This is a genomic window from Faecalicatena contorta (assembly GCF_022835095.1).
GTDB lineage: Bacteria > Bacillota > Clostridia > Lachnospirales > Lachnospiraceae > Faecalicatena > Faecalicatena contorta.
Window position 1 is genome coordinate 2,133,408 of record NZ_BQNQ01000001.1, and the last position, 13,155, is coordinate 2,146,562.

General features: G+C 48.7%; 10 protein-coding genes. 6 read left to right on the top strand and 4 right to left on the bottom strand.

Annotated elements, in window-relative coordinates:
- Positions 1-552: 552 nt before the first annotated feature.
- The 3 genes from MWG26_RS09520 to MWG26_RS09530 are packed head-to-tail and all read left to right on the top strand — an operon-like array spanning position 553 to position 4,642.
- Positions 553-1,500 (top strand): AAA family ATPase, encoded by a 948-nt coding sequence (locus MWG26_RS09520; protein ID WP_025657783.1) that lies wholly within the window; start codon positions 553-555, stop codon positions 1,498-1,500.
- A gap of 8 nt (positions 1,501-1,508) precedes the next feature.
- The gene (locus MWG26_RS09525; RefSeq protein ID WP_025657782.1) at positions 1,509-2,564 is read left to right on the top strand and encodes a DUF58 domain-containing protein; all 1,056 of its coding nucleotides are present in this window, start codon (positions 1,509-1,511) and stop codon (positions 2,562-2,564) included.
- A 14-nt stretch (positions 2,565-2,578) separates the two neighbouring features.
- Positions 2,579-4,642, top strand: a complete 2,064-nt coding sequence (locus MWG26_RS09530) for a transglutaminase-like domain-containing protein (protein ID WP_025657781.1) — start codon at positions 2,579-2,581, stop codon at positions 4,640-4,642.
- Positions 4,643-4,648: 6 nt separating this feature from the next.
- Here MWG26_RS09530 and MWG26_RS09535 read toward each other — a convergent pair whose 3' ends face one another.
- The 3 genes from MWG26_RS09535 to MWG26_RS09545 are packed head-to-tail and all read right to left on the bottom strand — an operon-like array spanning position 4,649 to position 6,962.
- Positions 4,649-4,816 (bottom strand): hypothetical protein, encoded by a 168-nt coding sequence (locus MWG26_RS09535; RefSeq protein ID WP_153921307.1) that lies wholly within the window; start codon positions 4,814-4,816, stop codon positions 4,649-4,651.
- Between the two features lie 16 nt (positions 4,817-4,832).
- Positions 4,833-6,449, bottom strand: a complete 1,617-nt coding sequence (locus MWG26_RS09540) for an ABC1 kinase family protein (protein WP_025657780.1) — start codon at positions 6,447-6,449, stop codon at positions 4,833-4,835.
- 12 nt (positions 6,450-6,461) lie between these two features.
- On the bottom strand, positions 6,462-6,962 hold the full coding sequence (locus MWG26_RS09545) for a phasin family protein (protein WP_025657779.1): 501 nt from the start codon (positions 6,960-6,962) through the stop codon (positions 6,462-6,464).
- A gap of 322 nt (positions 6,963-7,284) precedes the next feature.
- On the opposite strand from MWG26_RS09545, the gene MWG26_RS09550 reads away from it, so the two are divergent.
- Both MWG26_RS09550 and MWG26_RS09555 read left to right on the top strand, forming a co-directional pair.
- Positions 7,285-7,725 carry a GNAT family N-acetyltransferase gene (locus MWG26_RS09550; protein WP_025657778.1) on the top strand — a complete coding sequence of 147 codons (441 nt, stop codon included), beginning with the start codon at positions 7,285-7,287 and terminating at the stop codon, positions 7,723-7,725.
- Positions 7,726-7,897: 172 nt separating this feature from the next.
- On the top strand, positions 7,898-8,242 hold the full coding sequence (locus MWG26_RS09555) for a cupin domain-containing protein (RefSeq protein ID WP_025657777.1): 345 nt from the start codon (positions 7,898-7,900) through the stop codon (positions 8,240-8,242).
- A gap of 376 nt (positions 8,243-8,618) precedes the next feature.
- Here MWG26_RS09555 and MWG26_RS09560 read toward each other — a convergent pair whose 3' ends face one another.
- Entirely contained in the window at positions 8,619-9,713 is a 1,095-nt protein-coding gene (locus MWG26_RS09560; RefSeq protein WP_025657776.1) for a pyridoxal phosphate-dependent aminotransferase, read from the bottom strand.
- 123 nt (positions 9,714-9,836) lie between these two features.
- Here MWG26_RS09560 and MWG26_RS09565 point away from each other — a divergent pair, with 123 nt between their 5' ends.
- On the top strand, positions 9,837-13,127 hold the full coding sequence (locus MWG26_RS09565) for a DUF5717 family protein (RefSeq protein WP_025657775.1): 3,291 nt from the start codon (positions 9,837-9,839) through the stop codon (positions 13,125-13,127).
- Positions 13,128-13,155 lie beyond the last annotated feature (28 nt).

A 13,155-nucleotide genomic window follows, 5' to 3' on the forward strand; every position in this document is an offset into this window, starting at 1 on the left:
AGACGGGGTACGACGGTAAACTGGAGTAAAGTAAAATAGAAGGAAAACCGGGGCAACCTGGCCACATCACGCGAAGCCCTGATGGCTTCGCGCGCTGGGGCCAGGGATTTTTGTGATTCGGAATCACAAAAATCACCCCGGTTTTCCTTCTATTTTACTTAACTCCAGCTAACCGCCGTAAGACGCCTCCAGATGCCCCTATCTCCGGTTCCTGAAGCTGGTGCATCAAAACGGTAGAAGTGGCTTCACTGACGGGGGATCTTGGCGGGGGCAGCGGATGGAATCGATGAAGCGGGAATGAATGGCTGGGGTAGTATATATCGTAAAAGGGCAGGATATCTACAAAGGTAATGGGGGCTTTGATATCCGCGTAGTTAGTTTAATCCGCTGTTACCGTGAATCTTTCTGCAGGCGGCCCGTTTGCAGGAAGGTTCCCTGAAGTTTCCCCGCCTCCGTAGTCCCTCCCGCCCTAGATAGGCGAATCCTTTCCCAAAACTACTTGATTATATGATATAATTTGGGGAACAAGTATTTGTCAGGAGGAGGCGTTTTATGTCTGATTATAGAGAGGCTATTGATGTGGTGCTTCAAGAGGTTGGCAGGGCCGTTGTTGGGAAAGAGGAGATTACGGAAAAGATTATGATGGCGATTCTGGCTGGGGGGCATATTTTAGTGGAGGATATTCCGGGGATGGGAAAGACCACCATGGCCCTTGCTTTTTCTAAAGCGATGGGGCTTGAGGAGAAGCGGGTTCAGTTTACTCCGGATGTGCTTCCTGCTGACCTGACAGGGTTTACGCTGTATCAGAAAGCGACGGAGCAGTTTGTGTACCAGCCGGGTGCTGTGATGTGCAATCTCCTTCTGGCGGATGAGATCAACAGAACCTCGCCAAAGACGCAGTCCGCGCTATTGGAGGTTATGGAGGAGAGGCAGGTGACCGTGGATGGGGTGACCAGAAAGACGGGGAATCCTTTTATCGTGATCGCTACGGAGAATCCCGCCGGTTCTGCGGGAACACAGCTGCTTCCGGAGTCTCAGCTGGATCGGTTTATGATCTGTGTCAGCATGGGGTATCCAAGCGTGAAAGAAGAAGTAGAGATTATGAAGAGAAACCAGTCAGGGCGTAGCACCGGACCTGTGAGACGGGTAATGACGGCGGAGCTGCTTTTGCGGGCGCAGGAAGAAGTGAAAAATCTGTTTATACATGACGCCGTATACACTTATATTGCCCAGCTGGCAAAGGCAACCAGAGGCGGAGAATACATTGCAATGGGGCTGAGCCCAAGGGGAACCGTGGCCATGGCGGCTATGGCTAAGGCCGGCGCTTATATGAGAGGCCGGGAGTATGTGATTCCAGATGATGTGGCGGATGTGTTTCAATGTGTGGCAGGGCACAGGGTACTGCTCAGCACCAAGGCAAAGGTCGGGCATATCCGGACGGAAGACGTACTGGAACAGATCCTGGAAGAGGTGAAGCCACCGGTTATGAAAAGGCGTTAGGTGGCGGCATGATAAGACGAACACTAGGATATGCGGCGGCGGTTCTGGTAACCGGGTATCTGTTCCTGATGTATGATACTCCGGCCCTTTCAGCAGCTTTAGTGCTGGAAATCCTGTACCCCTTTGTCTCAGTTGCCTGTCTGCACAACATGTCTGCAAGGTTGACGGCGGGGATCGGGAAGGTTCCGGCTATGGGGGAGAAAAACCAGAAAATCAGGGTGAAATTATGGGTAAATAATACTTCCAGGATCTGGAATGGGAAATATGAACTTCGGGTGAAGATCGGCGGAAGAAATTCCGGTCAGATGATGGTAAAAAAGATGTCCGGAATGTTGGAGCCGGGCAGAAAAAAAGCTCTTCCGTTTTATTTTACATCGGAATACTGCGGAAGCATGGAAGTCGCGCTTGTCGGTATGAAAATTTTTGACTTTTTTGGGATGTTTTACAGAACTATCCCCGTTGCGGACAAGGCTTATGTAGGGATCATGCCCCGAACCGGCCTGATGCCGCTGGAAATTACGAGACGGACGCGGGAGTTTCTGGCCGATGCGGATGAATATTCCGTAGAAAAAAGCGGGGATGACCCCGCTGAAATCTATCAGGTCAGGGAATACCGGCCATGGGACTCTGTGCACGACATCCACTGGAAGCTGACGGCCAAAGAAGATGCACTGATGGTGAAGGAATACAGCTTTCCCCTGGGATGCGTTGTGCTGGTCTGGATGGAGTACCCAAAAAAAGCACAGAGCAGCGAGGGGTTCAGTAAAATGCTGGAATCAGCTGCCTCCCTGTGCATGACGCTGGTGGAGGAAAAATGTATTCATATGGCTGCCTGGTTTGAAGAAAAGAATATGAGAATTGTGAAATGGAAGGTCAGCAGTGAGGAGACCGTGCACGGCCTTCTGTGGAGAATGCTGGATATGGAGCCGTATACGGATGACAGCATGCGCAAAGCCTGCTATGAAGATGCATTCCGCGGGGAGCATTTCAGCAGTATTGTTAATATTGACGGACAGGGCGGGATAACCGTCAATGGTGAAAAGCAGGAATTACTGCAGCTGTAGGGAGGAGACTGCCGATGAAAAACAGAAAAGAAGGTAAATCAGGCATCAGGCTGTTTGAACAGAAGAGCAGAGAGATATCCGGGGAAATGAACCGGATTAGTCTGTTTGCGGCAAGGGCATTATCTGCGGGTTTTCTTGCCGCCGCATGGTGGGAGAGCCTGCTGTCCGTGTTCCCCCTGCAGGTATTAAAACCCTGTTTGTATGGCTGCCTTTTTCTGTTGTCCGTATTCTGGCTGTGGCTGTGGGGAAGCAGGGGAAAGAAAAAAATTCTATATCTGGCCGCAGGAGGCGCGGCCCTGATTTTTTTTGTATGGAAAAATCGTGTGCCTGCAACAGCGGTAGTGAATTCACTGGCGAATGCCTATCTGCGTATTCATGAGGAGGGCAGTGTGCCGCTCCTGCTCTATGAAGTGCCTGAGATTTCCAATATCCTGCTGGCCGTAGGGATTGCAGCAGCCACCATACCAATCATAGCGGTGTTTTCCCTGGTTCTGCTCAGGGGAAAAGGAAAAGCGGCTGTCATAGTGCTGCTTTTCTTTCCGGTTATCCTTTCTGCCATGGAAGGTTATTTTCCATCTGTGAGGTCCTGTGGTCTGTTGGTTATGGCCTGCGGTATCTATTTTGCCATAGGGACAGGCAGTACAGGGAGGGCTGCCTGGGGAAATGCGGTGACAGCTGCAGTGCTGGTCTCTGTGCTCTGCGCAGTCTCCTGGGGAGCTGCAGGCAGGATAGAGGTACAAAAGTCCGCAGAAAATGGGTTGTATATCCAGGCAAAGGCAGTAATCGAGAAACATGTGATCCAGAGACTGGAAGAGGCCTCCGGTGTATCAAAAGAAGAAGAACCAAAGGAAAAAGAAGAAGCGAAGCCGGAAAGGCCTCAGGATACTGCACCGGAGAAATCCCAGGATAACGAAGTACAGAACAATGAAGATACCCGGGAAGGTCTGTTTCCAAACGAAGGAGGTACGACTGCCGGAATCCCTCACGACCTGTTCGCTCCGGATCAGTCAACAAGCCTGCAGAACATCGGATATTTCCGGCCGGGAGACGGAAACGGACTTGTTGTAGCGTCTCCAACCCGCCCCGAGAGCACCGTTTATCTGCCGCTGACGTACGGCGCAGTCTATCAGGACAGTACTTGGAAAGCTCCGGAAGAAAACGGTGAGATACCAAATCAATATAGAGGATATCCGGGAAATCTGACCCGTCTGATCAACCTGTGCGAAAAACAGGAGATCCATTCAGTAGAGGAAGCCGCAGAATTTATACAGAAAGAGTTTGAGGAAAATACAGTATACGATTATCAGCCCGGGCCCACTCCTTCGGGGCAGGACTTTTCCGAATACTTTCTGTTTGAAAACAAAAAGGGATTCTGTGTCCATTTTGCCACAACGGCCGTTCTGATGTACCGCATCATGGGATATACAGCCAGGTATGTCGAGGGCTATGCCATCCCTCCATCGGCGTATAAAGAGCAGCCGGACGGTTCCTACCGTGCAGAAGTAACGGGCGACATGGGCCATGCCTGGTGTGAAACCTATGAAGACAAATGGGTCATAAGAGAGCACACCCTCCCGTATACCGGAGACAGCCAGGCAGCAGTACCGCCCGCATCCGCCAGCAAACCCGCAGTAAGCCGTCAAGCCTTATCCAAATCAGCCCTGGCCATCCTGACAGCCTTCCTGCTGGTATTCCTGTGCACAATCCTAACAGCAACACAGGCTGCCGTGCGGAGAAAAAAGAAAGCAAACGCCATACAAAAATACGCCCAGGGCAAGGGCATAACCGAGATCTACCTTGCCTTCTGTGCGGCAGCAGCCGTCCTTGGCACAAACATAAAAACCCCGTTCAGTACAGATTCCTTCGAAACCCTTAAAAAAGCCCTGCCTGTCCTGACCGAACAAGACTGCAACACCCTCCGGCAGGCCGCCCAAAAAGCAATGTACGACAAAACCCCGCCCCCAAAAGAAACCCACCAAAACTTATACGCCCTTTACCAAAAAACATCAAAACACATCCAAAAAGACCTGCCCATAATCAAAAAGATCCAATACCGCTATATAAAATGCCTGCCATAATCTAAATTAAAAGAAGATATAAGCAAGCAAAATCCCCTTGCCAAATACAGCCCTGCCATCCATCCCCACCCGCCCAAGCCACAAAATACCGATCGGACATCCCCCTGGCAGGATGCACCCAGCTTTGCGGAAGGCGAACCGGGAGGGGCCGGGAAGGCGTGTGCTGTTTTGCATTGCGCCCCCTCCCTTACTACTTCCGCCGCGCCATCAGTATCCTGATAATCAATCCGATGATGAGCACCCCAGAGACCGTATACCCCAAAAAACTGATCCAAGGTATCCCAAACCACTGTGGAATTGTGCGTACATGAATAATCATTCCGGAGCCTATGAACAGAGCTGCCGCCAGTATACTCAGAACAAAACGGTCAGCCGTTTTATGAATATCGGCGCGTATCTCTTCGGAATCAGAAAGCTGCAGATTCAGCTGGGCCTGTCCATTCTTGGTAATATTGAGCAGATCAGATATCTGTGCCGGAATCTCCATGGACTTATCCATAGAAGTATAGAGCTGGCGTCCTTTATGCCTGAGCAGTTTTTTTATATCCAGTTCTTTCAGCAGGAGCGAGGACATGTGCATAGAAAGAATCTGCAGAATATTGACGTCCGGGGCACAGGCTGCCAGCGTTCCCTCCATCGTGACCATGCTCCGTCCGAGCAGCGTAATGTCTGGGGTAATAGCCAGACGGTGATCCTTTACAAGAGAAAGCATGCGCTCAATTAATTCTCCCAGCTTCATTGTTCCGAAATCCATGGACATATATTTGCTTAAAATATCATCAATGTCTGTATAAAGTCTGGCATGGTTGACGCGTTCCTGGGGTTCCCCGAATGCCAGAAGCACATTTTTCAGAGAATAGATATCGTGTTCCAGAATCGCCGTGATCGCCTTCTTGAGCAGCTGTTTGTTGTGCTCAGTCAGCCTGCCCGTCATCCCTAAGTCAAGCCAGGCGATCTGTCCGCCTGCTACCCAGAGATTGCCCGGATGGGGATCCGCATGAAAAAAACCATCCTCGAGTATCTGCTTACAGTAATTTTCGGCAGCCTTCTGGCCGATCTCTGTCATATCATAGCCAAGCTCTTTGAGACGTTCTGTCTCGTCGATCTGTATTCCGTCAATATACTCCATCACAAGCAGCCGGGGAGTAGTAAACTCGTGAAATACTCTTGGACAGGTGACATACACAATATCCTTCTGGTTCACATAAAAAAGATTCAGGTTTGCAGCCTCCTGAAGAAAATCTATTTCTTCCCGGGTGGTCTTCCAGAGTTCATCCAGAATCGTCCTGAAATCAATCAGGTCTTCTGTCCCAATAGCCAATTTCAGAATGCCGGCAGCTTTTTTCAGAAGCAGGATGTCGTCCTGCATGATCTCTTTTATGGCCGGCCGCTGTATTTTAATAACGACTTTTGTGCCATCCTTCAGGACCGCGGGGTGCACCTGGGCAATCGAAGCAGAGCCGAGAGGTGTCTCCTCAATCTGAGAGAAGATGTTTCCCGCCGGCTCTTTGAGTTCTTCTTCAATGACTCCGGACACAACGGAATAGGGCAGGGGGCTTACCTCTGTGCGCAGCTTCGTCAGCTCACGGCAGTAATTTTCAGGAAGCATATCCGAACGCATGGACATAATCTGCCCAAGTTTTACATAAGTTGGGCCCAAATCTTCCAGAATTTCGCGAAGCTTGGCCGGGGTGAGCCCATGGGTTATGCGATGTTTACCAAGTACCTGCATGATCTCCCGCAGGCGCTTTTGGGAAGCTGGGGGTTCTGCCTGGGATGTCTCCGGGGTTACGATTGTTTCGTTCATAGGCAGAACCTGCTATTGGGGATCCTGAGGGGCATCAGCTTCTGCTTCCTCTGCAGGGCTGTCCTCAGTGCAGGAGTCCTCCCCTGCAGGGCCGTCCTCAGGGTCGGCAGCTTTCTCCGCTGCTTTACAGGAGTCGCCGTTATCCGCATCCATGGCCCCGTCCCCGGACTTTTCCTCCGCAGCCTCTTCTGCGGCTTTCTCTGCAGCCTTTTGTGCTGCGGCTTTTTCGACCTCTGCGATTTTGGCCTTGAGTGCTTCCAGCTCATCCTCTTTCATATGGTCTACTGCGGTCATTGCATCTTTGTATTCCTTCACAACTGTGACAGATACATGCTCCTTCATCTTTTCCCTGGCGTTTTTTTTCAGTTCTTCATTGAGTACTTTTCCCTGCTCAACAGTAATCTCGCCTTTTTTTACCAGATTCTCAACCACATCTTTTGCCGTCTCTGCCGTAGTGGCTATCGCACCGACACCCGCAAGAAATATTTTCTTTAATCCTTCGTTTAATTCCATAAATATACCATCCTTTCTGGAGAATTCAGTCAATTAGTTATAGAAATATTATACCACAAATCATGGAGATGATTTCTTAAAATTCCATAAGGAAGTTAAGAGGTCATTTTTTACGGGGCCGTGTACCACGCTGCACGGCATTTGAGACAATAAAGTGATAGGGTAAGAGTAGACCTTTTCCGGGAAATATGATAATATGAGGGCAGCGGAGATGGCGAAGGACCGTGCTTTTTCGTGCCGAGAGTTTGTGGAGGCCGGAAATGGCGGCCAGGAAGAGCTGCTTCGAAAGAAAGACATTTGAAGGATACAACAGGAGGCATATATGATACGAGAAGTGAGACAGGAAGACAGAGAACAATATTTGAAGATGGCGCATGATTTCTACCATTCACCGGCAGTGCTGCATCCGATACCGGATTCATATATTGAGAAAACCTTCGAGGAATGCATCAGCAGCGGAACTTATGGAAAGATCTATATGCTGGAACATGAGGGCAGCATGGCGGGGTACGGCCTGATCGCGAAGACATTTTCCCAGGAGGCTGGCGGGTATGTGTACTGGCTGGAAGAACTCTATATCTTGGAAGAATACCGCTCCAAGGGGCTGGGAAGCGAATTTTTCGCATACATGGAAGCACACAGAGAAGAAGGTGTCACACGCTTCCGCCTGGAAATAGAAGATGACAATACAAGAGCAAAAGCCCTTTATGAGAAACTGGGATATCAAGATCTGGATTACCGGCAGATGAAGAAAGATTTTTAGCATACATGTATACCTTATTCTGCAGCTTTGCTGCAGACCCGCCCGCAGGGCATGAGTTGCGGGGTGCCCTTTGGATATGCAATGTTTTATGTCAGATCGAGAATGGGTTTAAAGCACAGATTACGCGCGGAATTAGCCTAAATATACAACAAAGAAAAAGGAGGACTTTAATATGACAAAAGCAGGCGAAAGAAAGATTGAGACAGTAGAAAAAGCAAACGGAGGTGCAGGCTTCATCATGAAGGAAGCCCTGTTAAGCACAGAAGAGCTTGGAAACCACTGCAAAATGTTCTCAAGAGTAACGCTCAAGCCCAATTGTGAACTTGGCCATCACGAGCATCACGGAGAAACCGAAACGTACTACATTCTCTCTGGAAAGGGAATGTATGATGATAACGGAAAAGCGGTGCCTATAGAGGCGGGAGATGTAGTATACTGCAAAAACGGAGACGGACATGGAGTCAAAAATACGGGGGGAGAGGATCTTGTTTTTGTGGCGCTTATATTGAGGGTGTAGGACGCCTGATGGGAGCGGGCCGCTGCGATGCTGTCCGGGGAGGCTTATGCTGATCCTGGAAACCGGCCGCTTAGCCTACAATTGCTAACTGTGAAAAAGCCGCAGCTTATGGGACCGAGCATATTCACTTAGAAAGCCTGATGCTTTCTAAGCTCAGATGCTCTGGAAAACTGATTTGGAAATCAGTTTTCCCCCATAAGCTGCGGCTTTTTCGCAGTAAGCAATTGTACGGCACGCTAAAGGCTTCCAGAATCAGCATAAGCCTCCCCGGACAGCATCGCAGCGGCCCGCTCCGATTTTGATTAGCGGCGCTTACGCACTGATTCCGCCGCCAGAAGAGCCCTGTTCCACTTCCGTACAGCGTCCCCATACCAACCTACCCCAAACTCCTTCGAATCCCCTCAATAAGCCTAGAATTCTCCTCCCGCCCCATTACACAAAACCGCACATATTCTCCCTCCAGGCACTGAAAGGAAGAACAGTCCCGGATCATCATGCCCTGTTTGATACAGGCCTCGAATAGGTCAAAGGCAGTCATACCGGGTTTGCGGATACGGATCAGGATGAAATTGGCGGCTGCGTCGTAGACGGTGATGCCGCTTATTTTGTGCAGTTCTTCCAACATTCTTGTGCGCTCAGCTTTTATTAAGGAGCGGGTTTCTTCTATATAATTAGTGTCCTGCAGCATCAGTTCTCCGGCAAAGGCGGCGATGCTGTTCAGAGACCAGGGAATCTGGTGCTCCTTTACCCGGGCCAGGAAGGAATGGCTGCTGGTGACTCCGTAACCCAGGCGGAGGCCGGGGGCGGCGAAGAATTTGGAGACTCCGCGCAGAACCATGAAGTTGTCAAATTCTTCGATCAGGGACATGGCACTTACGGAAGAGATATCTGGGGCGAATTCTACATAAGTTTCATCAATCATAACAAAGGTTCCGGCCTTCTGACAGACGGACAGGATGCTGCGCATATCAGAGGTGCCTATGACTGAAGATGTAGGATTGTTGGGATTGCATATGATCAGGAGATCATACCCAGCCTCGAGTCTTTCTAGAAAATCAGAGATGTTGAGGCAAAACCCAGTGTCGGGATTCAGATGGTAGTAATCCTGCGTACTATCAGAAAACGAGAGTTCTCTTGCATATTCTGAATATGTGGGGCCCAGTATGAGAGTTTTTTTAGGGCGGCGCTGCTCAATAAGCAAAGAGATTAGTTCTGTAGATCCATTTCCCACCATGACATGAGCGGGGGATACCTGACAGTATTCGCCGATGGCGCAGCGAAGGGAGGTATATTCTCTGTCCGGATAGGTGGAAATGATATCCAAATGACGGCTCAAAGCCGCTTTTACCTTCCGGGATAGGCCCAGTGGGTTTACATTGGCGCCGAAGCTGATTATGGAATCCTTAGGAATTCCGTAGTATTCCGATATTTTTTCCAGGTCACTGCCGTGAAATTCTGGTTTTGTATTCATGTATACGATCCCCTTTCAAATTCTTTCATTCACCCGTTGCAAGAAATAGTATAAAGATGATATAATTCATTATAGCGTGCTTATGAAAAAATGCAACGAAAGAAATATGAGTAGGTGACTAACTTGAAGAATAAGATTAAACGTCTTTCCAAAGGAGATTTTCACATTCCGCAGCCGGAGATTATTTTCCCCGAGACACGGATTATTATGCGTGTCGGCGAGGGGGAGATGTATAAGGGCAGTTTTTCCCTGCAGAACCAGGGCGAGGGGACCATCAGAGGGTTGGTATATCCCTCTTCTTATCGTGTCCATTGTGAGGAACAGGGCTTCGATGGGAACCCGGTTAATATCTATTATACATATGATGGTTCCGGGCTGGTGCCGGGACATGTGGAACATGGCAGGTTTACCATAGTGTGTAATGGCGGGGAATATGATGTTGCATTTACGGCAATCATAGAGAAGCCCTTTGTTATGACAAGCTATGGGAAGGTTCAGAGCCTGGAAGATTTTAAGAAGCTTTCTTTCCGGGATCCGGCAGAGGCGGAAAAGCTGTTCCGCTCCAGAGATTTTTACGAGATTTTAAAATATGAAGATAAACGTATCCAGGCCCTTTACGACAATATGCGCAAATGGGAGTTGGATCAGCAGGCCCTGGAGGAATTTCTTGTGGGCTGTAAGCAGAAAGAAAAGATATTTCTGACCCTGGAAGAGGAGAGCCGCGCTTTTATGGAAGTGGAAGAGGCTCGCAAAGAAACTCTGACGATTAAAAAGAATACTTGGGGATATCTTTCTATTGACGTGCAGACGGAAGGAGATTTTTTAACCGTAGAGCACGTGAAGGTGACCACAGAAGAGTTTATCGGCAATTCCTACCGTTTGGAATATATTATCACACCGGAGCATCTGCACCGGGGCAGCAATTTCGGGCAGATCATGCTGCAGACACCTTATGAGACTCTGGCCTACGAGATTGTGGTGGAGAAGGATGTCAGGCGGGAGGAGGAACACCGTGCGGGCGATATGGAATTTACCAGCATTGTGAAGCGGTATCTGACTTATGAGGCCGGCAGGATAGACCTAAATACCTGGACAGAGGAATCCCTGAAAAAGATAGAGCATCTCAGGGAGAAGGATAATAAGAAGGAGATGTATCTTCTTGTACACGCGCATATCTGCCTGCTTGGAAAACGCATGGAAGAGGCGAAGTGGATTCTGGAATCCTATAATTATAACCGGTTTGCAATTGGCAAGAATGTTGAGATGAGTTCCTACTATTTATATCTTACGACCCTGCTCAGCAATGATTCGATCGGGCAGCGCCGGGTGGCAGAGGAACTTTCCAAGTCCTATATGAAGCATCCGGAGAGCTGGCTGATTCTGTGTATGCTGGTCAATGTAGACTCCGAGTATAAGATATACAGCGAACGCCTGCGTGCACTGGAACGCCAGTTTTATGAGGAGAAGACGCACAGCATCTGGTTCTATATGGAGGCATTTAAGTGCTTCAGGGATAAGAGTTCCTCCCTGAAAAAGCTGGGCAAATTCGAGGTTATGGTGCTGTATTTTGCGGCAAAATATAAACTGATGACAAAGGAGCTGGCCCTGTATACGGCGAATCTGGCAAGCCAGCTGAAGAACTTTGACAGGCACCTGTATGAGACCCTGGTACTGGCCTACAAGATGTATGAGGAAAACATGATCCTTACAGCCATCTGTACCCTTCTGATCAAAGGAAACTGTATCGGCTACGATTATTTTAAATGGTATGAAAAAGCGGTGGAGACTGAGCAGAAGATTGCACAGCTCTATGAATATTATATGGCTTCTATTAAGGAAAGCCATTTCCATAAGGCACTGCCCAGATCTGTGTACCTGTATTTTATGCATGGAAACACGCTGGACTACCGAAAGTGCGCTCTATTATACTCCAATTTGATTACGTATGAGGATGAATCCAGCGAGATCTATGCGCATTACCGGGATGAGATGGAGGCTTTTGCATGGAATCAGCTGGAGAGACGGCACATCGACGAACAGCTGAGGATCATTTATAAGCGCTTTATCGTGGAGCGTTCCATGAATCCGGAGCGCATCAAGGCATTATATGATATTTGCCACGCCTATGAGATTACAACCAAGGTACCGAACATGAAGTTCATCCACATCATAGCGGATGACGGAAGCATTACCCAAAAGGTGCCGTATACGGACCGGGGCGCCCAGGTCTTCTTATACGCCAAGACAGACAGGCTTGTATGGGAATCCAGGGACGGCAGGCATTATACGGATTCAATCCCTTATGAGAGCAGACGCATGTTCTATGAACTGCGTTATATGGATATGTGCAAGAAGTATATCAACAGCATGCGCATGAACCGGATGGAAGAGGCAGAGGAAACACTGACTCTTGATATTGTGCGGGAAAAGGGCGTTGAGAACTATGAGGAAGAGGAATTATTCAGTCTCTGCAGTAAGAACATCAGGGAGAATAACTACGAAAACGATGATTTTCTGACCTATATCTGTTTTGAATTATTCAAAAAAGGTCAGTATGATAAGGTGATCCTGACGTATCTTTCCAATTATTACTGCGGCGCCACAACGGATATGAAGCGGCTCTGGAGAGAGGCGCGGGAGTATGAGGTACATACGCATAAGCTGGCGGAGCGGATTCTGACACAGATGCTCTTCTCGGAAGAACTGTTTGCGGAAGTGCAGGTGTTCGAGGAATACTATGCGGAGGGCGCATATTTCAGACTGCAGCAGGCATACCTGGCCTATATGTCCAGGGGCTATGTTGTGGAGGAAAGAAAAATCAGCAAGAGCATCATTGATATTATATGCAGAGAGTATGAAAAGGGAGAGGACACGATAGATATCTGTAAGATTGCGGTTCTCAAGTACTATTCCAACAGAGAATATAATTCGATGATACGCAAGACCCTGAAGAAGTTCCTGCAGGAACTCAGCGGCAAGCAGATTTATTTCCCGTTTTTCCTCGCATATGAGAAAGACTGGCTGATTGAACTTCAGCTCTGGGATAAGACGCTGATCGAATATAAGGGGCAGAAGGGCAGCCGTGTCATGCTTTACTATCAGCTGCAGAAAGGGGATTCCGAGGAGGTGGATTACTCCACCGAGGTTTTGACTCCGATGTACGAGAACCTGTATGTGAAGAAGTTTGTGCTGTTTGCCAATGAAAAGCTGAAATACTATTTTAAGGAGACAATTGACGGAAATACATACAGGAGCGATAAGGAAACCTGTGTGAAAGAAGTAAAGAAAGGCGAATCGGGAAGATACGGACGTCTGAACGACATCCTGCTGGAGGATGGCAGAGAGCGGGATATAAAGATGAGGTCATATGCGGCGGAGGATGCGATTGCCGCTCATATGTTTGAACAATATTAATGGAAGATGATGGTTACTGTTCACAGGC